Annotated in this window: 17 protein-coding genes; 6 read left to right on the top strand and 11 right to left on the bottom strand. The window is 60.7% G+C overall.

The features are described 5' to 3' along the window. The first annotated feature begins 74 nt into the window (after positions 1 to 74). Positions 75 to 620: a hypothetical protein gene (locus HRH33_RS01595; RefSeq protein WP_243269854.1), complete on the top strand. Its 546-nt coding sequence runs from the start codon at positions 75 to 77 to the stop codon at positions 618 to 620. Continuing rightward, positions 617 to 1,288, top strand: coding sequence for a PP2C family protein-serine/threonine phosphatase (locus tag HRH33_RS01590; RefSeq protein ID WP_167418517.1), 672 nt, complete (start codon positions 617 to 619; stop codon positions 1,286 to 1,288). Before HRH33_RS01595 ends, HRH33_RS01590 begins: the two co-directional genes overlap by 4 nt. Before the next feature lie 8 nt (positions 1,289 to 1,296). Here HRH33_RS01590 and HRH33_RS01585 read toward each other — a convergent pair whose 3' ends face one another. The 11 genes from HRH33_RS01585 to HRH33_RS01535 all read right to left on the bottom strand — a co-directional run bounded on the left by HRH33_RS01585 (position 1,297) and on the right by HRH33_RS01535 (position 14,284). Continuing rightward, on the bottom strand, positions 1,297 to 3,750 hold the full coding sequence (locus tag HRH33_RS01585) for a TonB-dependent siderophore receptor (RefSeq protein WP_167418516.1): 2,454 nt from the start codon (positions 3,748 to 3,750) through the stop codon (positions 1,297 to 1,299). 92 nt (positions 3,751 to 3,842) lie between these two features. Next, positions 3,843 to 4,793, bottom strand: coding sequence for a FecR domain-containing protein (locus tag HRH33_RS01580; protein WP_167418515.1), 951 nt, complete (start codon positions 4,791 to 4,793; stop codon positions 3,843 to 3,845). Beyond that, positions 4,790 to 5,299: a sigma-70 family RNA polymerase sigma factor gene (locus HRH33_RS01575; protein ID WP_034095247.1), complete on the bottom strand. Its 510-nt coding sequence runs from the start codon at positions 5,297 to 5,299 to the stop codon at positions 4,790 to 4,792. The genes HRH33_RS01580 and HRH33_RS01575 overlap by 4 nt, the downstream gene beginning before the upstream one ends. Positions 5,300 to 5,372: 73 nt before the next feature. Beyond that, positions 5,373 to 6,818, bottom strand: coding sequence for an efflux transporter outer membrane subunit (locus HRH33_RS01570; protein ID WP_167418514.1), 1,446 nt, complete (start codon positions 6,816 to 6,818; stop codon positions 5,373 to 5,375). Further along, positions 6,815 to 7,873, bottom strand: coding sequence for an HlyD family secretion protein (locus HRH33_RS01565; RefSeq protein WP_167418513.1), 1,059 nt, complete (start codon positions 7,871 to 7,873; stop codon positions 6,815 to 6,817). The genes HRH33_RS01570 and HRH33_RS01565 overlap by 4 nt, the downstream gene beginning before the upstream one ends. A 15-nt stretch (positions 7,874 to 7,888) precedes the next feature. Next, a complete protein-coding gene (locus HRH33_RS01560) occupies positions 7,889 to 9,424 on the bottom strand; it encodes an MFS transporter (RefSeq protein WP_167418512.1) in 1,536 nt (511 codons plus the stop codon). A 235-nt stretch (positions 9,425 to 9,659) separates the two neighbouring features. Next, entirely contained in the window at positions 9,660 to 10,580 is a 921-nt protein-coding gene (locus HRH33_RS01555) for a LysR family transcriptional regulator (protein WP_040265164.1), read from the bottom strand. 59 nt (positions 10,581 to 10,639) lie between these two features. Beyond that, positions 10,640 to 11,488 (bottom strand): ABC transporter permease, encoded by an 849-nt coding sequence (locus HRH33_RS01550; protein WP_034095242.1) that lies wholly within the window; start codon positions 11,486 to 11,488, stop codon positions 10,640 to 10,642. 9 nt (positions 11,489 to 11,497) lie between these two features. Next, complete coding sequence (locus tag HRH33_RS01545; protein WP_167418511.1) at positions 11,498 to 12,349, bottom strand: ABC transporter ATP-binding protein; 852 nt, start codon at positions 12,347 to 12,349, stop codon at positions 11,498 to 11,500. Position 12,350: 1 nt separating this feature from the next. After that, positions 12,351 to 13,376 carry an ABC transporter substrate-binding protein gene (locus tag HRH33_RS01540; RefSeq protein ID WP_034111194.1) on the bottom strand — a complete coding sequence of 342 codons (1,026 nt, stop codon included), beginning with the start codon at positions 13,374 to 13,376 and terminating at the stop codon, positions 12,351 to 12,353. Between the two features lie 14 nt (positions 13,377 to 13,390). After that, positions 13,391 to 14,284, bottom strand: a complete 894-nt coding sequence (locus HRH33_RS01535) for a TauD/TfdA dioxygenase family protein (protein WP_167418510.1) — start codon at positions 14,282 to 14,284, stop codon at positions 13,391 to 13,393. Positions 14,285 to 14,595: 311 nt separating this feature from the next. On the opposite strand from HRH33_RS01535, the gene HRH33_RS01530 reads away from it, so the two are divergent. The 4 genes from HRH33_RS01530 (at position 14,596) to HRH33_RS01515 (ending at position 20,771) form a co-directional block, all read left to right on the top strand. Next, positions 14,596 to 15,306, top strand: coding sequence for a GntR family transcriptional regulator (locus HRH33_RS01530; protein WP_034095238.1), 711 nt, complete (start codon positions 14,596 to 14,598; stop codon positions 15,304 to 15,306). Between the two features lie 388 nt (positions 15,307 to 15,694). Then, positions 15,695 to 16,453 carry a DUF3050 domain-containing protein gene (locus HRH33_RS01525; RefSeq protein ID WP_167418509.1) on the top strand — a complete coding sequence of 253 codons (759 nt, stop codon included), beginning with the start codon at positions 15,695 to 15,697 and terminating at the stop codon, positions 16,451 to 16,453. After that, positions 16,450 to 17,397 (top strand): diiron oxygenase, encoded by a 948-nt coding sequence (locus tag HRH33_RS01520; RefSeq protein ID WP_167418508.1) that lies wholly within the window; start codon positions 16,450 to 16,452, stop codon positions 17,395 to 17,397. Before HRH33_RS01525 ends, HRH33_RS01520 begins: the two co-directional genes overlap by 4 nt. After that, on the top strand, positions 17,394 to 20,771 hold the full coding sequence (locus HRH33_RS01515) for an amino acid adenylation domain-containing protein (protein WP_167418507.1): 3,378 nt from the start codon (positions 17,394 to 17,396) through the stop codon (positions 20,769 to 20,771). The genes HRH33_RS01520 and HRH33_RS01515 overlap by 4 nt, the downstream gene beginning before the upstream one ends. Positions 20,772 to 20,785 lie beyond the last annotated feature (14 nt).

Genomic DNA, 20,785 nt, shown 5'->3' with positions numbered 1-20,785 from the left:
TTGTCGGTGGGTGTACAACCGTCCTGTTGATTACCGACGAATACACATAAGAATCCATTCGCGGTACCGATGACGTGGATCTGGTCATCCACCTGACCAGTACTGCCGCTTGGTATCGGCTTGAAGAAACCCTTAAAACCAAAGGGTTCAAAAATACAGGCCAGGACACGGTCACCTGTCGCTTGCGTCTAGGAGCGCTGAAAGTCGATTTCATGCCAACCGATGAAAAAATACTGGGGTTCTCCAATACTTGGTTTGTCGGAGGGCTGGAAAATGCGATTGATTACACATTGCCTAATGGAACGCCTATCAAGGTGTTCGCAGCCCCTTGGTTTCTTGCCGCAAAACTCCAGGCATATCTAGGCCGGGGCAAGGGCGACCTACTGATGTCCAACGATATTGAAGACATCATCGCTCTGCTGGATGGTCGGGAAGAGCTAATTGCAGAAACAAAACACGCACCTATCGAGCTACGACGCTTTGTGGGCGAGGAGCTCTCGTCTCTGCTCAGACTCACTGCGTTTCAGGATGTGATTCAAAGCACCGCTCAAGACCCCGATCGAGAAACGTTGATTTACGAGCGCCTCGATAGACTGATTGAGTTCGGGGTGCGCATTTGATCCTGCATTCCAGTGTCAGTCGGCAAGGTATCCACAGAGCAGAAAACCGTGACGCCTGCGGTTCGGCACGCAATGCAGATTCATATCTCTACGTGATTGCCGACGGTACGTCCAAACCAGGCAGTGGCGAGTTGGCGCGAGCCCTGAGCCACCATCTGCTGGACACCTTTTCTCACTCAGCGACTGCCGTCGCGGCCTGCACAGATAAGGCTTTGGCGCTGACACTCACATCACTCAATCGAGTGCATTCAAATCTATGCCCGGACTTCCCCTTTGCCGCCGCCAGCTATCTTGCGCTCCTGGTAGTCGGTCAAACCGCCATATCCATTCATGCAGGCGACTGTTGCCTTGGATATCTGGAAAAAGGTCAGCATCTGAATTGGATAAGCCCACCCCACTACGGCCCCAACTGGAAAGGTGATCTGAGCCATTCACTCATCGCCAACAGCCCTGCGCGGAAAACTCTGCTCAACTGCATGAGCTACCGCCGCCGCCATGAGCCTCACATTCAATCCTTGCAGATAATCAAAGACACAACATGGATCATGGCGACGGATGGGTTCTGGGCCGAACTGTCTGTCCAGAACCAACTCAGGGCCATTGCACAGCAAACCCTTGACGGCTGTTCAACTCACGACGACACCACCTTCATGCTGTTGCGATCTTAGGCACCTGGCTACCAGTCGTACGTCAGGCTCGACACCGCCGTCCGTCCTTGCCCGTAATAGCAATCCAGATCGCTGGTGCACTGCGAAACGTAGGTCTTGTCGGTGAGGTTCTGCACGTTCAGCGCCAGTTTCACGCCTTTGAGTTTCAGCGGCGAGCGGCTTAGGTCGTAGCTCAGGCTGGCGTCGTAGACGCTATACGAGGGCACGCTGAAGGCGCCTTCGTAGTAGTCGCCCAGGCTTTGGCGGGCGTAGCGCACACCCAGCCCCGCGCCGAGACCAGCCAGCGGGGTGTCGCCAAGCACGGTGTAATTGACCCACATCGACGCCGTGAGCGGCGAAATGCCTGCGGGGTGGCGGCCTTGGCGACCGTCGTTGTCCTTGGTGTATTTGATGTCGTTACGCGAGGCCGACGCGATGATCTCCCAAGCGTCGCTGAGGGCCGCCTTGGCTTCCAGCTCCACGCCGCGTGAGCGCATGGCGCCGCTTTGGGTGCTGTAGGTGGTGTCCACCGGGTTGGTGGTGAGCACATTTTCCTGGTCCAGCTGATAGACCGAGACCTGCACAAAACTCTTCTGCCCGGGCGGCTGGTACTTCACGCCGACTTCGTACTGGTTGCCGGTAGACGGCTCGAACGGCTTTTTATTTACGTCGGTGCCCGCCAGTGGCAGGAAGGATTCCGTGTAGCTGACGAAGGGCGCCAGGCCGTTATCGAACAGGTACACCAACCCCGCACGACCGGTGAACGCCTGGTCTTTGCTGGCAAAGCGCGTATCGGTCAAGGGCTCTTTGTTCACGACGTTGGCCCAGTCATAGCGCCCGCCCAGGACCAGCGCCCATTTATCCAACTTGATCTGGTCCTGAACGTACAGGCCGGTCTGGGTGATGGTGCGATCCCACCGATATGGCTGGCCAAAATTCAGGCGCTGCCCATAGACCGGCTTGAACAGGTCGATGATCGGCGGGTTGCGGTCATACAGGCCATGGAACAGCGAGCCGGAATGGTAGTAATCCAGGCCCAGGATCAGGGTGTGGGACAACGCGCCTGTGTCGAATTCGGCCTGAGCGATGCTGTCCACGCCAAACACTTTGTTGTTTTGCGCCCAGTCCACACCGAAGCGTTGCAGGTAGCGCTGGTCCTGCACACCGGTGGCCGGGTTGGCGACGAAACGGTAGCCGTGCAACGGCGCGGTGTAACGGTCGTCCACCTCGGCGTAGCGCGCATTTTGTTTGAGGGTCCAGGTGTCGTTCAGGCGATGGGAAATCTCGTAGCCCAGCACGTACTGCTCGCGGTTGTATTGGTTGACGCCGGGCTCGCCGATAAACACATCGCGCTTGATCTTACCGTTGGGGTTGGCCCACAAGGTGCCGGACGCCGGCAGGCCTTGGGCTTCGGGCACACCTTTGTCTTTCTGGTACTGGGCGAACAGCGTCACATGGGTGTCGTCGTTGGGGCGCCAGGTGAAGCTGGGGGCGATGAACTGGCGTTTGTTCTCGACGTAGTTGATCTCGTCCTGCCCATCGTTGGCCAGGCCGGTCAGGCGATACAGAAATTGCCCTTGCTCATCCAGCGGACCGCTGAGGTCGATGGCCGCGCTTTTATGCTCGTAGGTGCCGGCTTCCAGCACCACTTGGTGTACCGGGGTTTCGCTGGGGCGCTTGCTGACCATATTGACGATACCGCCCGGCTGGTTTTGCCCGTACAGCACCGAAGCCGGGCCTTTGAGGACTTCAATGCGCTCCAAGGAATAGGGCTCGATTTGCAGCGCGCCGCCAGTGCTTCCACCGCCATAGGGCAGGTGCAAACCGTCGAGGTACAGGGGTGTGGGCGAGAAGCCCCGCGAGGTGGGTTCATCGAACAACTTGACCCGGTCGGCGAAGCCGCCGGCGCTCATGCCCGGCGTGTACAGCAATGCCTGGGTGACGCTCTGGGCACCGCGCGCCTTGATCTCGGCGGCAGTGATCACGTTGATGGTCTGGGGGATTTCCACCAGCGCCGAATCGGTCTTGCTGCCGGAGGCGCTGCGGGTGGCAACGATGCCGTCCACCGGGCCCCAGGCGCTTTCCTCGGCTTGTTGGGCGCTGATCTGGGTAGCCCCAAGTTGCAACGTGCCGTCAGACGCGCTCGCCTGCAACGACCAACCGCCCTGGGATTGCATCGCCACCAAGCCGCTGCCCGCCAGCAACCGCTCCAGACCGGCCCCCACCGCATAACGCCCTTGCAGACCGGCGCTGCGCTTACCTTCCGTAAGCGTGGCATCAACCGACAACAAGATGCCCGAGGCACTGGCGAAACGGTTCAACGCCTGGTCGAGACTGCCCGCCGGGATGGCGTAGGTACGCACTTCTTCATTGGCTTCGGCGGCATAGGCCAAGGTCGGCAGCATCGGCGCGGTCGCCATCAGGCCGACAAACAGACCATGGCGCAGGGCGCGGGCCAAGGGTTGGATTGGGCGGTGCGGCATTGCAGGACTCCCCGTGAGAACGCTTCTTGATTGGCTTTCAAGAGGTATCCCGAACGGGATGGAGAAACCGACAAGCGCCAGAGAAAATATTTTCAGACACGAGCCTTGATCGTCACCCAGTAGCGGGTAACTGCCTGGACGTGCACCGGCAACGAGCGCTCCAGGGCGGCAAGGATCGCGTCGGTATCGTTCAACGGAAAAACACCGGTGAGTAACAGCCCGGACACGGCCGGATCGCATCGCAACAGGCCCGGACGATAGCGACTCAGTTGCGTGACAAATTCGCCCAGCGGCTGGCGTTCGGCGATCAGCCGATGCTCAGTCCAACTGCTGCCGTTGGCGCCCACCGCAGGTAACGCAAGGGTCTGGCGCTGATCGAACCACAGGCTGTCACCGGCGTTCATCTGCACCGCAGCGCCGTGCACCGGGGTTACGCGCACGCGGCCTTCGTACAGGTCGACACGGCTGCCCTCGCCCAGTTCGCGCACGGCAAAGCGAGTGCCCAGCGCCTGCACATCGCCGGCCGCCGTTTCCACGATCAGCGGGCGCAGTGCATCGTGGCCGCTGGTCAGCAGGATCTCGCCTCGGATCAGGCGAATACGTCGCTCAGTGGCGCTGAAACGCACATCCACTGCACTGTCGCTGTTGAGGTCCAGACGCGTACCGTCGCTGAGGGTGACGTAGCGGATCTCACCGGTCGCCGTGCGATGTTCGGCGAATGCCGCTTGCCAAGGTTCACTACGCCGCACCAGATAGCCGCTGCCGCCGACCATTAAGAGCGCGCCGAGCAGCTTGAGGGCGGCTCGGCGCTGGGTGTCCGGCGTATCGCTTAGCACCGCGCGGGCACTGTCGGCAGGAACGCCGCCGAGGGTGTGCTGCAAGTGCTGCAAACGCTGCCAGGCGCGACGGTGTTCCTCATCGGCGGCCTGCCACTGGGCAAAAGCGTGACGTTGCTCGCCGCGCAGTTCGCCGCCCCAGTGCAGCATCAACCACTCGCTGGCTTGCTCGACAATGGCCGGGGCGATGGGTGCGTCGTGTTTCATTCTTCGTAGACCACCTGGTAACAGGCGACGATGGCGCGGGTCATGTATTTCTGCACCGAGCTGATGGTGACACCCAGGCGCTCGGCGATCTGCGCGTAGCTTAACCCCTCGAATTGCGATAGCAGGAAGGCCCGGCGCACGTTGTCGGGCATGCGGTCGAGCATGGCGTCGATCTGCATCAGGGTTTCAAGGATCAGTGCGCGGGTTTCCAGCGACGGCGACTCCGGCTCCGGCAGATGGGCGATGCTCTCCAGATAGGCGCGTTCGATACGCAGGCGCCGCCACTGGTCAATCACCAGATTGCGCGCGATCTGCGCCAGATAGCTGCGGCTTTCCTTGTCACCTGGAAAACGTCCGGACACCAACAGCCGCAGGAACGTGTCCTGGGCTACATCGGCGGCGTGCTCTCGATCGCCCAGGCGCTTGCGCAGCCAGCCTTGCAGCCAGCCGTGATGGTCGCGGTACAGAAGATGAAGCTGTTGCTGGCCGTCAGTCGCGGTGTCCATGAAAAGCTCAGATACACTATTGAGAGCAATTATCATTACACCTTATTTCGTCACTGACAAAACTCTTTGTCGATCAGCCCCCTGCCGTTTGCAGCGGATATACCGATTCCCACCCGCCCCCCAAGGCTTTGTACAACCCGACCATGGCCAGGGACACGCCGGTAGAACTCTCCACCCATTGCTCCTGGGTCGCCAGCAGCGCGCTTTGCACCGTGAGCACGTTGACGAAGTCCACCACGCCTTCGACGTATTGATGTTGCGCGGTGGTGAGGGCGATCTGGTTCTGGCGCACGGCTTCGGCCAGGCTGTCGCGGCGCAGTTGGCTGGCGTTGTAGCGGGTCAGTTGATCGTCGATTTCATGCCAGGCGCGCAAAACCGTTTGCTGGTAGGCAATCGCCGCTTCCTGCTGTTGGGCTTCGCGCAGCTCAAGCATGCCTTGCAAGCGTCCGCCATTGAACAGCGGCAGGCTCAGCTGTGGGCCGAAGGCAAAGGCGCGTGAGCCCCATGCACCGAAATCCGACAGTTGCATGGCCTGGGAGCCGAGGCTGCCGGACAAGGTGATGCGCGGGTAGAAATCGCCCTTGGCCACGCCAATGCTGGCGGTGGCGGCGTGCAGTCGTGCCTCGGCCTGGCGGATATCGGGGCGACGCTCGGCCAATTCCGACGGCAGGCCAATGGCGACCTGGCGCTGGGTTTGCGGGACGGCAGCGGCCTTGGACAACTGTGCATGCAGGGCTTGCGGCGGTTCGCCCATCAGCAGGCTCAAAGCGTTGATCAACTGATCCTGACGCTGTTGCAAGTCGGGCAGGCGCGCTTCGATGGCGGCGACCTGGGCGGCGGCTTCGGCCACATCCAAGTCAGTCGCCACGCCGTCGGCCAGGCGCAGTTGCGAGAGCTTGAGACTGTGTCGCGCCACGTCGAGGTTTTGCTCGGTGACCGCACGGATGTTCTGCACCCCGCGCAGTTGGATGTAGTCCTGGGCGGTTTCAGCCAGCACTGACAGCAGCACGGCGCGACGGTCATTCTCCGCGACTTGCAGCGTGGCGTCGGCCGCCTCGGTTTCGCGTTTGACCCGGCCCCAGAAGTCCAACTCCCAGGCGGCGGAAAACCCGGCGTCCCACTGGTTGAACGCGGCGCGGCCATTCTCGCCGGACGGGTCGTTGAGGCCCTCACCACTGTTGCGTTTGCGCTGATAGGCGCCGGTAGCGTTGACGCTCGGGTAGCGCTCGGCAGTGGTTACCTGGCGCACCGCACGGCTTTGTTGCAGACGGCTGCTGGCCAGTTTCAAGTCGAGGTTATCGCTGAGGGCGCGCCGGGTCAGGGTCGACAATTGCGCGTCGTGGAACACGTCCCACCAGCGCTCCTGCAAGGGGTCGCTGACGGCATGGCTAGCAGCCTGACGGCCTTGGGGTTCGGTCCACTGCGAGGGCTGCGCGCTGTGGGGGCGCTGGAAGTCCGGGCCGACGGTGCAGGCGCTCAGGCTGATCAGGCCGAGGGTGAGCCAGGCGAGGTGTCTCATTGCTGGGCCACCTCGCGCTGTGGCGCTACGGCTTGAGTATCGACGCTGGCTTCCACCGACATACCGACCCGCAGACGCTCGGTCAGCGGCTGATTGGGCTCAAGCACGATCTTCACCGGAATACGCTGCACGACTTTGGTGAAATTGCCGGTGGCGTTGTCCGGTTTGATCGAGGCGAAGGTCACTCCGGTGGCGGGCGCCAGGCTTTCCAAGTGGCCGTCGAGCACTTCACCGTCGAGGCTGTCGACGCGCACCTGCACGGCCTGACCGGCATGCATGTGGGACAGCTGGGTTTCCTGGAAATTGGCCACCACATACGCCTCGGCCAACGGCACCACCGCCAGCAACTTGCTTCCCGGTGTTACGTAGGCACCGACCCGTACCGCGCGCTCACCGACCATGCCATCCACTGGCGCGACAATGCGTGTGTAAGACAGCTGATAACTGGCCATTTCCAGCGCCGCTTGGGCACGTTTAAGCCCACCCTCGGCGGCATCACGCAGAGCCGTGAGGATTTCCACCTGCTTGCGCTCGGCCGCCAGCACGGCCGTGGCCTTGGCCAGGCGAGCGGTGGCCTGGTCGATGCGGGTCTTGGCTTGCTGGGCGTTCTGCACGGTGCCGGCGCCAACACCGGCCAGATGGTTGTAGCGGTTCAGTTCGTGTTCGGCGAAGGCCACTTCGGCGCGATCCGCCGCCACCGTGGCCTGAGCCTGGGCGATCACCGAGGTTTGCCGCTCCAGTGTCGCGGTGGCGTTTTTCAGTTGGGCTTGGGCCACCAGTGTGTCGGCATCGGCGGCCTGAGCGGCAGCGCGAAAATCGCGGTCGTCGATCAATGCCAGCAGTTGCCCGGCTTTGACGCGCTGGTTGTCTTCCACCAGCACCTCCTTGATAAAACCGGCCACGCGCGGCGCCACCTGGGTGAAGTCAGCGGCGACAAAGGCGTCGTTGGTGGTCTGTTGTCGGCTGCCCAACAGCCCAGGGGCAGCCAGGTACACCAGCACGCCGACGGCGAATACGGCGATGGCCGACACGGCAATTTTGTCTTTGCGTTTCATGGGAGTTCCTTTGTGCTAGGTCGGTGCGCGCGGCGGATAGATCCGCGTGGGCATCCAGAAAATCAGCAGGATCAACGCCGCCGCCACCGCGGCCATGACGTAGTACAGATCCGAAGAAGTGAGCACTACGGCCTGCTCATGCAGACGGTGCGCCAGGCCTGGGGCATCGGCGTCGGCCAGGGGCGAATTACCGAGGCCGTCCACCAGCCTGCTCGAATGAAAATGCACCCGACGGGTGGTCAGCACATCCAGCACACCCGTGGCGATCACCGCGGCGAGGCCTTTGACGGTGTTGAACCAGGCCGAGGCGAATGGGCCTTCCACCGGTTGGATACTGCCGGTGGAAAGCATCAACAACGGCAACACGGCCATGGGCTGTCCGAAGATTTGCAGCAGGTACAGCACATAGAAATCGTCGCGAATCCACGCTGAGGTCAGGTGCGCGCTGCCCACACAGGACAGCACCAGCATGCCCAGCCCCGCCCCCAGCACCCAGCGGCAATCGACCCAGCGCAGGTTGCACAGGGCAGCCACCAACGGCAGCGCGACCAGTTGCGGCAGCGCCATCAGCAGCATCAGCGGCGCGGTTTGCAGCGGCCGGTATCCCTGCACCTGGGCGAGAAAACTCGACGGGATGAGGATCACCGAAGTCAGCACCATCAGCACGCCCGCCAGCACGATCAAGGCAAACGCGAGGTTGCGCAGGCCCAGCATCTGCAGCTTGAAAAACGGCAGCGGCTGCGACCATTCGTTGAACAGGAACAGCACCAGCAACAGGCTGCCGCCACTGAGCAGGAAGGTGATCAGGCCGGACTCGAACCAGTCCAGACGATTGCCTTGCAGCACACCGATGACCAGCATGCAGATCGCCGGGAAGCCCAGCAGCAGGCCGCGCCAGTTGAATTGCTTGAAGCGCTCCAGGCGCAGCGGGTCCTGCGGTAACCCGTAGGCCACGGCGGCCATCGCCAATAGGCACGGCGCGACGATTTGCCAGAACGCCCATTGCCAGCCGACGTATTCGGTCCACAACGCCGCCAGCGGTGTGCCCAGGCTCGGGCCGAAAGTGGCGGTAAGTGCGTAACCGGCCAGGCCGTACAGCTTGACGTTGGCCGGCAGAAAACGCAGCGCCACGGTCATCAGCATCGGCGGCAGCGCGCCACCGGCCAGGCCTTGCAGGGTGCGCAGCGCCAGCAGGCTTTGGTAGTTCGGCGCGAACGGGCACAGCACCCCAAGCAAGGTGAACAACCCGATGGCCCACAAGGTGAAGCGCCGTAGGGAAAAGGTCACCGAGCACCAGGGCGCAAAGGCCATGGCCGACACGGAGGTGGCGGTATACGCGGCGACCAGCCAGGTGCCTTCATCAAACCCGATGGCGAGCGCGCCACGGATGTCGGCGAGGGCAATCTTGGTGACCATCTCGTTGAGACCGGACACCAGCACCGCCAGCAACACGCCGACCAGGCCGATGATGATGCGCGGGCCGAATACGGGCGGAGCGATGGCGGTGGGTTGGGCTGCGGCCGCAAAGGTGGGGGCAGCGAGGGACGTCATGAACAGGTAACTCGGCGTAGGGAATACCCGAGCAGTTTAATCAGGCTAACACATGACAAAAAGTTACTTATCGGCAGCTTATAAGTGCGCCAAACGCAATCCCGAACCCGGCCAAAATCTCCAGGTGGGAGGGGGCTTGCCCCCGATGCTTTGTGACAGCCACGGTTTTTTCCATCTTTACACCGCTATCGGGGGCAAGCCCCCTCCCACATTTTGACCCTGCATGATTTAGAGGTCAGGTGGGTTGAGCTTCCAGCCAGGTGGCATGGCAACTTTCACGCAGGGTCTCGCGCAGCCATTTGTGCGCCGGGTCGTTGTCGAAGCGCGGGTGCCAGGACTGGGCCAACACCAGTGTCGGCAAGGAGATGGGCAGCGGGAACGCGCGCAGGGGCAGCTTCAGTCGGTTGGCGCTGTAGAGCGCTTCCTTGGGCACCGGCAGAAGCAGGTCGGAGTCGGGCAGCATAAACATTGCGCCGTGAAACCCCGGTGCGATCATCGCCACGCGGCGCTCCAGGCCCTGGGCATTGAGGGCCGTATCGATCGGCCCACGGGCGATGCCGCGCCGCGAGATGCTGATGTGGGAATAGCTGGCGAAGCGGGCGGCGGTGATTTCTTCATCGAACAAGGGATGATCTTGCCGCGCCAGGCCGACAAAAGTAGTGGAGAACAGATTTTGTACTTTCACTTCAGGGCTGGCGGGCATGGTGTTGCTCACACGCAGGTCCAGTCGACCTTCGCGCAGCGCTTCGTCGTCGGTGTCGCCTTCGGGCACGAAACACAGCTCGCACAGCGGTGCGACGCGCTCCATGGTGTCGAACAGCCGCCCGCCGTACACACCGATAAAGAAGTCATTGGCTCGTACGCTGAAGCGCCGGCGCAAGGTACTCAGGTCCACTTGGTCGGCCGAGCGAAACAACAGCGCCGCCTGCTCGACCACGTTGCGCACCTGCTCTTGCAACTGCAGGGCCTTGGGCGTCGGCACCAGGCCACGCCCGGCGCGCACCAGGATCGGGTCGCCCACCGCTTCACGTATGCGCGTGAGAGTACGGCTCATGGCCGCCGGGCTGAGGTTCATGCGGCGCGCGGCGCCGACCACACTGCCCTCGTCGAGCAAAGCGTCGAGGGCGACCAGTAGGTTCATATCCGGTAGTTGCATGCCAAGCACTCGTAAGCGGTCAGGAGTGAACTGGGCGCAATCGTATCAGGGTGGATCTATCAGCGCTGCATGCCCCAGCGCTTGACCGTCAGCCGTTCGACGGTATCGAACACCAGGTTCTCCACCAGCAGGCCGATGAGGATCACCACCGCCAACCCGGCGAATACTTTGTCGGTGTACAGCTCGTTGCGATTCTGAAAGATGTACCAGCCTAGCCCGCCCTTGCCGCTGGTGGCGCCGAACACCAATTCGGCAGCGATCAGCGTGCGCCAGGCAAAAGCCCAGCCGATTTTCAGGCCCGCCAGAATCGATGGCAGCGCCGCCGGGATCAGAATAAACAGCACAAAGCGGATACCTTTGAGGCCATAGTTGCGTCCGGCCATGCGCAGGGTTTCGGACACGCCCAGGAACCCTGAATAGGTATTGAGCGCCAGCGCCCACAGCACCGAATGCACCAGCACAAAGATCAGGCTGTTCTGACCCAGGCCAAACCACAGCAGCGCCAACGGCAGCAGCGCAATGGCCGGCAACGGGTTGAACATGGAGGTCAGTGTGCTGAGCAGGTCGCGACCCACCTGCGTCGACACCGCCAGCGTGGTCAGGGCGAACGCCAGTACGATACCGATCAGGTAGCCCTTGATCAGCACCACCAGCGAGATGCTGACTTTGCCGAGCAGTTCGCCGCTGAGCAAACCGTCGTAGAACGCGTGAAAGGTCTGCAGAAAACTCGGCAGCAGCAGGTCGTTGTCTTGATAGCGCGCAACGGCTTCCCAGAGGACAGCGAGCACGATCAGGATCAGGCCCTTGCGCAACCAGCCCTGTTGCCATAGGCGCTGGCGCAGCGGCAGGTCGCGTTCCACCGGCACGCTGAGCAGCGGTTCGAGGGTGATTTCGTATTCCTGGCGCATAATCTCCCCTTAGTACGCGATGCGGATATCGGCAAAATCCAACTCGGGTTCGGCCTCAGTGGCTTCATCGAACAACAGCCGGTGGATCCGCCGCGCCGATGCCTGGAAGTCGACACCGCCAAGGCTATGCAGGTCGTATTGATGACTGTGGATTTCCGCACGCACGCGCCCTGGGTGTGGTGACAGCAACAGAATGCGATTGCCCACCACCAGCGCCTCCTCAATGGAGTGGGTGACGAACAACAAGGTGAAGCGCACTTCCTCCCAGAGCAGCAGCAGCTCTTCCTGCATCTTGCGCCGAGTCAGGGCATCGAGGGCGGCGAAGGGTTCGTCCATCAGCAGGATTTTCGGTTGCATCGCCAGCGCACGGGCAATCGCCACGCGCGCCTTCATGCCACCGGACAGTGTATGGGGGTAGGCATCGGCAAACGCACTAAGGCCGACCTTATCGAGGTAATGCAGTGCGCGGTCTTCGGCGTCGGCACGCTTCAAGGTTTTCGACGCCAGCAGCGGGAACATCACGTTTTGCTTGACGGTTTTCCAGGGCGGCAACTGATCGAATTCCTGAAACACCACGATACGGTCCGGGCCCGGCTGTTCGACCTTTTGCCCTAGCAGGCGAATCTCGCCTTCACTGGGTTTTATAAACCCGGCAACGGACTTGAGCAACGTGGATTTGCCGCAGCCCGAAGGGCCGAGCAGCACGTAGCGGTCGGCCGGGTCGATCTCGAAACTGACCTGATGCGTCGCGCGCACCACGCGCTCGGCCGTGCGATATTCCAGGCTGACGTTATCCACCGCCAGTAACGGCGCGGCAGGGTGCAGATTGCTGGTCGCGTGGGCTGATAACGGTGCGTTCATCTCAGCTTCCTTGCAGGGGTTTGGCGTCTTGGAAAAAGTAGTCCTGCCACGATTGCGGCTTGTGCTTAATGGCGCCGACGCGATAAAGGAATTCCGCCAGCGGGTAGGTGTTTTTCGGCGTGACGCTGAATTCGAATTGCGGGTTGTCGATGATTTTGAGCAGCTCGGCACGGTCGATCTTGGCCTTGGTCACGCGCAGGTACGTATCGGCCGCCGCGCCTTTGTCGTTCTGAGCGAACTGTGCGGCTTCGGTCAAAGCGTCGACAAATGCTTTGTAGGTCTTGGGGTTGTCGTTGCGGAATTTTTCGGTGGCGAACAGCACCGTCGGCGAGTTCGGGCCAAACAGGTCGTAGGTATTGAGCACCACATGGACATTGGGATTGGCCAGGGCCTGGTCCTGGAACGGCGGGTTGGAAAAATGCCCGGTCAACTCCGTGCCGCCGGCGATCAACGCCGCGGTGGCGTCGGGGTGCGGAACGGCGATGGTGTACTTGTCGAGGCGGTTGAAATCCTGGTCGCCCCATTGTTTGGCGGCGGCGTATTGCAGAAAGCGCGACTGCACTGACACCCCCACTGCCGGCACCGCGATACGGTCCTTGTCAGTGAAGTCGGCAATGGTCTTGACCTTGGGGTTATTGCTGACCAAGTAGTAGGGGAAGTTACCCAAGGACGCCACGGCCTTAACGTTCTGCTTGCCGTAGGTGCGATCCCAGATGGTCAACAACGGTCCGACGCCGGCTCCGGCAATGTCGATGGAGCCAGAGAGCAATGCGTCGTTGACCGCCGCGCCGCCGGACAGTTGAGTCCAGTCGACCTTGATGTCGATGCCTTCCTGCTTGCCGTATTTTTCAATCAGGTGCTGGTCGCGCACCACATTGAGCAGCAAGTAGACGATGCCGAACTGTTCGGCAATGCGAATCTCGCCCTCAGCGTGGGCCACCGCCGGCGCTGCCAGGCTGCCGGCCAGCAGGCTGATACCCAGGCCGACAGTGGCGGCCAGTCGTGCAAATGGAAGGTGTCTGGACATGGTCATGCTCCGAATCAGAAAGGCGCGTCGCCCTGGATGGTGGTGCGGAACAGCTTGCGGCGCAGATGGCTTGGGCAACCGGCGGCCAGATGGATCAGCGAACGGTTGTCCCAGAACACCAGGTCGTGAGGCTGCCATTGATGGCGGTAGAGGTTGTGCGGCAGCACGCTGTGGGCGTAGAGCTGAGCCAGCAGGTCGCGGCTTTCGTCTTCAGGCAAACCGATAATGCGAGTGGTGAAACCCTCACTGACGAACAGCGCTTTTCGGCCGTTTTCAGGGTGGGTACGCACGATGGGGTGCACCACTTCGGCGACTTGGGCCAATTGCTCGGGCGTGAGCGTAGGGCGCCAGTTGCCTTCGAATTTGGTCTCGCTGTAACGCGCGGTGTAGGAGTGCGCAGCGCTTCGGCCTTCAACAGCGTTGCGCAGATGCGCGGGCAACTGGTCCCAGGCTTTGTGCGTATCCGCAAACAACGTGTCGCCGCCCTCGCAGGGGAGTTCCTGTGCGTGCAACATCGACCCCAGGCTGGGCAGTGCTTTATAGGACAGGTCCGAATGCCAGAACTTGCCGGCGTCGCCCAAGCCAATAGCCTGGCCGTTTTCGATGATGTTGGAGACGATCAGGATTTCCGGATGATTGAGCAGCAGGAACTGCTTGAGCACATGGATCTGCAGCACGCCAAAGCGACGGCTGAACGCGATGTGCTGCTCGGGTGTGATGCGCTGGTCGCGAAAGACCAGCACATGGTGATCGAGGTGCGCGCGGTGAATTCGCGCGAAATCCGTGTCGTTGATCGGGCGGGACAAGTCCAGGCCAACCACCTCGGCACCCACGCTGCCGGGCAGTGGAAGAACCTCGAATACTTGTGCATCGAGCGACGCGGGTGAAGCGGTAGAGGCGGCAGACATGGGTTCACTCCTGGCAGTCAGGAGACAAACTTTATAGGTATAAGAAATTCAATTTAAATACCGTTTACGCATAACGATATGCGTGAACGGCGCGGCAAAACGATGTAGCGCTCGCAGCGAAGCTGCTTGGACTGAGGGCGCTTCCATCCCGTTTGTAAGACGCCATAAAGGCATGCTGTGAGTGCGCGGAGCGTGGTGTTGAACTACTTACAAGCCGAAACCGTGCGTGTTTGACAAGCTTATGGGCAGTCACTAGTGTGCTTTGGATCCAATTATCCATCAGCCATTCCAATAAGGAGGGCAGCGTAACCGTGACGCAGAAGCCTACACCTTTGAACAGCATCAAGATCAGCGGTCCGATTCCCGCTCACCTTGCTCGCTCCGTCATAGAAGAAACCTTGCGCAACGCCATCCTCGATGGGCGCCTGCCCTGCGGGACCGCCATGCGTCAGCAGGAGTTGGCCAGCCTGTTCGGGGTAAGCCGCATGCCGGTGCGCGAAGCCTTGCGCCAACTCGAAGCCCAGTCACTGCTGCATGTGGTGACTCACAAGGGCGCCGTGGTCGCTCCGTTGATCGAAGACAACTCGGCCGAAACCTATGAGCTGCGGATGTTGCTGGAATCCGAAGCGCTGCGCTTGTCGATTCCTTTGCTCACCGACACCGATATCGCCGAGGCTGACGCGTTGATTTGTGCGCTGGAGCAAGAAAAAGACTACACCGAGATAGGCCGCCTGAATCGCTTGTTCCATATGACCCTTTACAGCAAAGCCCCTAACCAGCGGCTGCTCAAACTGGTGGAGCACGGGTTGAACGAAGAGGAGCGTTTCCTGCGCTTCAATCTGGAAGCCATGGGGCTGGGCGAGACGTCCCAGGAAGACCACCGGGAATTGCTGAACCTGGTCGCACGCAAGAAAGTCCAGGAAAGCGTCCTGACCCTGCGCAATCACTTGATGCGTGGGATGGAAGTGATCAGGACTTACCTCAATGGCCCGGACGTCGCCAGTCAGAAAGGCCCGCAATAACCCATAACATTCGCCCTGCACCTTGAGCGCGGCAGGGTTGCTGCTATAGCGCGTGACGTGCGTTATTCAATAACGACTGCCCTCCCAAGAACGCCAACATCAGTACCGGGTTCAAGGCGAGGGCGCGCGGTAAAGAACTTTCCCACCTATATAAAGCGACTTACTGACAAAAGATATTATTTAGAAAAACATCTAACACATTTATATGCTCGCCAAATTAGTTAGCCTGACTATTATCTTCGGCATTAACCCGGCTCTTTATTCAGGGCGCGCAGCCCTTAGACAGAGGGATTGCGCCACGCCTGGCTTATATCCCCTTATCTACTTGCCGTTCAAAAAAGCCCATCGCTGTAGTCACAGTTGACGCAATAAATTATAGGCATCCAGCATGTATCAATCCTTACTTGCACAAAGAGCAGAGCGCCTTTGCGCCCACCCGTTATTCAAAGAAATAACTTCTATTCACACATTAAAAAAGTTCATGGAAAGTCATGTGTTCGCGGTTTGGGACTTCATGACCCTGCTCAAACGCCTCCAACAAGACCTGACCTGTACACGCTTGCCCTGGCTACCGCCTACCGACCCGGCGGCTGCTCGCCTGATCAACGAGATCGTGCTGGAGGAAGAATCCGACCAACACCCCCAAGAGGGCCAGTGCAGCCATTTCCAGCTGTATCTGGAATCCATGGATGAAGTCGGTGCCAGCACCGCTTCAATCGAACACTTCATTGCGCTGCAACGCCAAGGCCTGGCCGCCAATACGGCGTTGCTTAGGGCTCAAGTACCGCGCGGCGCGGCCCGCTTTGTCAGCGATACGTTGCAGATCGCATTGAACGCCCCCACCCACTGCGTAGCAGCGGTGTTTCTTCATAGTCGAGAACGCGTGATCCCAAGCATGTTCGAGCAGTTGCTGCACGCCGGCACGTTGATTCGAGAGCACGCGCCAACCTTATGTGCCTACCTCAACCGTCATATCGAGCTGGACGCTCAGGATCACGGGCCGGCAGCGCAGCGTTTACTTGAGCGTTTGACCGATGCCCATCCGACTTACCCGCAACAAGCCCACGACGCCGCTCTCGCAGCCATGCAAAGCCGGATCACGCTTTGGGATGAGGTTCGAGCCTCGCTGCTGGAGGTGCAGCCATGAATATGGCCGGTTACCCAGCCTTTGCCGACGATTGGGAGCGCCGCGCAACCATTCGCACACGTCCACGCCGCTTGCTGGAAGACGACGACAAATTGATATTCCCCCTGTGCCGCCAGCCTCTGGTACTCAGTGCCACCTTTACCGAGCACTGCCCGCAGTGGCGCGACTTTGTGCTGGTGCAAAGTTTTTATAAGTTCATCAATGACGTTGTGATTTTCGAAACGGAAATCGTCGACAAGACTGCGCGCGCCATCGCCAAGAATCGCTTCTCGCTGCCCTTTCCCCTCGCCTGTCGCGTCGACGCGATGACCGTCGTGGTGGACGAGGACTACCACGCGCTGGTTGCTCTGGATTTCCTGCAACAGACCGTAACCATGACAGGCATCGAGCCACTTGAGCTGCCGACACACATTGAACTGAGCCTGGCCCTGCCAGCGGCGCAAGCGCAGGTGCCGGCTCACTTGCGCGATGCCGTGGAGCTGATTGGCGTGGCGATTGCCGAAAACACCGTCACCCACGAAGTGGCCGCGTTCTCCAAAGACAGCAGCGTCAAAGGCTCGATCCGGGGCCTGATGGCCGACCACCTGTTCGATGAAGGGCGCCACGCGCAGTTCTGGACCTGCCTGGTGCGCAGCTACTGGCAAAGTGCAAGCCCGAACGACCGCGATGCCATCGCTCAGGCGCTGCCGACGTTCCTCTCGCGTTACCTGACCAACCAACTGCAAAAGCATTTCGACCTGCACCTGATCGAGCATCTAGACGTCAGCACGGACGTGCGCCGTGCATTGCGCGATGACATCAACGCACTGGCATTCCCCATCCATCGCCAGCACCCCTTGATGGGCAACATCCTGAGCTTTGTGCATAACAGCGGCCTGCTGCAAACGCCAAGCGTGGCGCGGGCACTGAACGACTACCTGCCGGTTACTAGGAGATTGGCATGAAGCGCCTGACCATCGGCTGGAACGGCACCAGTGCTGCCTTGCAGGCTATCAGGCAGATGCTGGAGCAATACGGCCACGCGACGGGGAACGAAGCCGTCGATCTGTGGATTGAAGACGGTAGCCTGCCGCTGCCAAGCGATATCGGCGAAGCGCCCTGTATCCGCCTGCGCCTGGGGGTAGGCGCCGCCACCGAGTACGGGCTGCCCGCATTGCAACTGCGCGCCTATGACCGCCAGAGACGTTTGCACGGGGTGCTGGAGATCGCCGACGAGCCTACGGGTAACGGCGAACGACAGCGTAAGCAGGTGATGAACGCCCTGGTGGACTGGGTCGCGCTGCAGGTCAGTGAATTCTCACGGGACCCTGCGTACGTGCCGACCAGCACCACGGCCAATGACTGGCCCGAACAGAGCCTGCTGGGGCTCGATGCGTTGGCGTTCATGCATCGATTCAATTGCACGACAAACCCCGCATTGATGCAGAAGGCGCAAGTGCCGGTGATGGAACGGGTGCAAGCCAGCCTGCACGCCTTCGCCGAGCGCCCAGCGCTGAACATCGATGGCTATGCCGTGAGCTACCGCGGCTTGCATCGTCGGGCCGCGGCGATTCAACAGCGCTTGCACCTTTTGCTGGAGGCGTTTGAAGCCCCCGCAGTGGTCGGTGTGTGTCTGGATAAATCCATTGAGCTGTATGCGAGCATGCTGGCTGTCCTGGGCAGCGGCGCGGTCTACCTGCCGTTGGGTCCGGACCAGCCTGCACAACGTCATCAGCTCATGCTGGAGACTGCCGGAGCCCGGCTCTTGCTGGATGCGGGCGAACACCCTTTGCGGGAGCGCTTTACCGCACTGGATGTCAGCAGTATCGAGCCCTGCACCGTCGGCAACCCGCCCTTGCCGATGCGACAGCGTCCGTACCTGGATGCACCGTGCATGGTGCTCTACACCTCGGGTACCACGGGTCAGCCCAAGGGGGTGTTGCTGAGCCAAGGCAACCTGGCACATTTCACCGCCTGGTGTGGGGCGTGCATGAAACTGAATGAACACGCCCGTGTCCTGCAATTTTCGCCACTGAGTTTCGACTCGTCGCTGATCGATATCGTCCCCGCCCTGACTGCCGGCGCCGAGCTGATCATCCCGAATGAAGCGCAACGGCGTGATCCGGAGCAACTGCTGGCGCTGCTGCGACGGCAATGCGTCACTCACGCGTTCCTGCCACCTGCGCTGCTCAGCATCTTGCCGCTGGATCAACCGCTGGGCCTAACGCAACTGCTCACCGGCGGCGATGTGTGCGAGCCCCATGTCATCGAACGCCTGGCTGGACAGTGTCAGTTCCACAACCTGTATGGTCCTACCGAAGCGACTGTGCTGGTAACCCACCGCACATTCACCCCGGATGACAGCAACCGCAATATCGGCCGCCCCATTGCTAACAGCCAGGTACTGATTCTCGACGAGCATCTGCAGCCCGTGGATGAACAGGTGATGGGCGAGTTGTACCTCGTCGGCCCTGGCGTCAGCCTGGGTTACCTGAATGCGCAGGTGCAAACGGCGAGCGCGTTTGTCGACTTACCGCTGCCGGGCGGCCAATCGTTGCGGGCCTACCGCAGCGGCGACCTAGCACAGTGGAGCGCCGATGGCATTCTGCTGGGCGGACGACAGGACGATCAGGTAAAAATCCGTGGTTTTCGGGTCGAGCCTCGGGAGATTGAGGAGTGTTTGCGCGACAGCCGGCTCTATCGTCAGGTGGCCGTGGCGATCGACCGCGATGACCGGATCTGCACCTTTGTTGCGCAGCCCGATCACGGCTCGACCCTCGAAGCGCTGAAACAGCACGCACGCCAGTGGCTTCCGGATTACATGCAACCGAATGCATGGGCCGAGCTGCCTGCCCTACCTTGTTCCGACAATGGCAAAGTCGATCGGCAAGCCCTGCTTGCACAGCCGTTGCGGCTCAATATTGCAGATCGACGCCGTGTGGCACACACACCGCTTCAAGCGCGCCTGGCCAGCCTGTGGGGAGTGCTTCTAGGGCTGGATGGCGCCGAGTTATCCGTCGATGACAGCTTCTTCGATCTGGGTGGTCACTCGATCTTGCTGTCGGCCCTGTTACTGCGTGTACGCGAACAATTTGGCCGCAGTTTCGCCTTGAGCCATTTCATCGAAGCACCCACCCTTCGTACCCTCGCCACGCTGATGGAGGACGGTGAGCTGCCCGACGCGTCCTCCAGCCAAGCCGTACGAGATGCGCAACGCGAATGGAGCATCAAGATGCTACCCGCCGCGTGCGCAGGCGATCCGCGCAAAGTGATTGTGACCGGGGCCAACAGTTTCGTCGGCGTCCATATTGTTCAGGCGCTGCTGGCCGGCGGTGCGACTCAAGTGGCGTGCCTGGTGCGCGAGCGGCCCGGGCAATGCGCGACGGCACGGTTTACCCAAGCGCTACGCGACTATCAGTTGGAGCATCTGGACCTGAGTCGTGTGCAGGTATTCGCTGCGGATATCAGCCAAGCACGCCTGGGATTGGACGAAAACGCATATGTCGCACTCGCCCATGGCTTCGGTGTGCTGGTGCACAACGCCGCACAGGTCAACCATGTGATGGACTATGCGTCACTGACCAGGGACAACGTCGACCCCGTCTTCGAATGCCTGCGCCTCTGTGAGACCCACAGTAAGAAAATCCTCAACTTTGTCTCGACGCTGTCGGCTTCCAGCAGGGTCGACACCCAAGGGCATGTGCTCGAGGCTCCGGCCTGCGCGTCGCTGCCGCTGTTCATCAAAAACGGCTACAACCTTTCCAAGTGGGTGGCTGAGCGAATGTTGGGACGAGCGGTGGAGCAAGGCGCCTGGGTGAATATCCATCGCCCCGGCAACATCAGTTTCAACAGCCGCAACGGTGTTTGCCAACCGCACAAGAATCGCCTGATGTTGATGCTCAAAGGGTCGCTGCAATTAGGCCTGCTACCGCAATTGCATTTGAATTTCGATCTGATGCCTGTGGACTTCCTGGCGCGATTTATCGCCTTTCACAGTGCCGGTTTTAATGCCGATAGTTGCGTGTTCAATATGCATAACCCACAGCCGTTGAGTTGGGAGCAGTATCTGGATGCGTTCAGTCGCGCGGGTTACCGCTTTGAGCGAGTCAGCGTGACGCAATGGCAGCAGGCGCTGCGGGCCGTGAGCCCGGACAACGCATTGTTTGGGGTACTGGGGTTCTATCTCGATCGTCTGGACAAAGACATCGGCGATACCACGAGGATCCTGCATGACAACGCACGCAGAGGTGTTCAAAACATGGGCGAGCAGTATCCCGAAAAAGACCAGGCACTCTTGGACAAGGGCTGTAACTACCTCAAAACCATAGGCTTCCTTTGAACCGTTTCAGGACA

Source organism: Pseudomonas rhodesiae (assembly GCF_013285305.1).
Taxonomy (GTDB): Bacteria; Pseudomonadota; Gammaproteobacteria; order Pseudomonadales; family Pseudomonadaceae; genus Aquipseudomonas; species Aquipseudomonas rhodesiae.
This window is presented reverse-complemented; position numbering and strand designations above follow the sequence as displayed.

Excerpts from the sequence above, each read along its gene's own strand:
- HRH33_RS01535 (WP_167418510.1), bottom strand. The coding sequence starts at position 14,284 with ATGTCTGCCGCCTCTACCGCTTCACCCGCGTCGCTCGATGCACAAGTA.
- HRH33_RS01565 (WP_167418513.1), bottom strand. The coding sequence starts at position 7,873 with ATGAAACGCAAAGACAAAATTGCCGTGTCGGCCATCGCCGTATTCGCC.
- HRH33_RS01555 (WP_040265164.1), bottom strand. The coding sequence starts at position 10,580 with ATGCAACTACCGGATATGAACCTACTGGTCGCCCTCGACGCTTTGCTC.
- HRH33_RS01525 (WP_167418509.1), top strand. The coding sequence starts at position 15,695 with ATGTATCAATCCTTACTTGCACAAAGAGCAGAGCGCCTTTGCGCCCAC.
- HRH33_RS01580 (WP_167418515.1), bottom strand. The coding sequence starts at position 4,793 with ATGAAACACGACGCACCCATCGCCCCGGCCATTGTCGAGCAAGCCAGC.
- HRH33_RS01585 (WP_167418516.1), bottom strand. The coding sequence starts at position 3,750 with ATGCCGCACCGCCCAATCCAACCCTTGGCCCGCGCCCTGCGCCATGGT.
- HRH33_RS01575 (WP_034095247.1), bottom strand. The coding sequence starts at position 5,299 with ATGGACACCGCGACTGACGGCCAGCAACAGCTTCATCTTCTGTACCGC.
- HRH33_RS01550 (WP_034095242.1), bottom strand. The coding sequence starts at position 11,488 with ATGCGCCAGGAATACGAAATCACCCTCGAACCGCTGCTCAGCGTGCCG.
- HRH33_RS01540 (WP_034111194.1), bottom strand. The coding sequence starts at position 13,376 with ATGTCCAGACACCTTCCATTTGCACGACTGGCCGCCACTGTCGGCCTG.
- HRH33_RS01520 (WP_167418508.1), top strand. The coding sequence starts at position 16,450 with ATGAATATGGCCGGTTACCCAGCCTTTGCCGACGATTGGGAGCGCCGC.
- HRH33_RS01545 (WP_167418511.1), bottom strand. The coding sequence starts at position 12,349 with ATGAACGCACCGTTATCAGCCCACGCGACCAGCAATCTGCACCCTGCC.
- HRH33_RS01515 (WP_167418507.1), top strand. The coding sequence starts at position 17,394 with ATGAAGCGCCTGACCATCGGCTGGAACGGCACCAGTGCTGCCTTGCAG.
- HRH33_RS01570 (WP_167418514.1), bottom strand. The coding sequence starts at position 6,818 with ATGAGACACCTCGCCTGGCTCACCCTCGGCCTGATCAGCCTGAGCGCC.
- HRH33_RS01560 (WP_167418512.1), bottom strand. The coding sequence starts at position 9,424 with ATGACGTCCCTCGCTGCCCCCACCTTTGCGGCCGCAGCCCAACCCACC.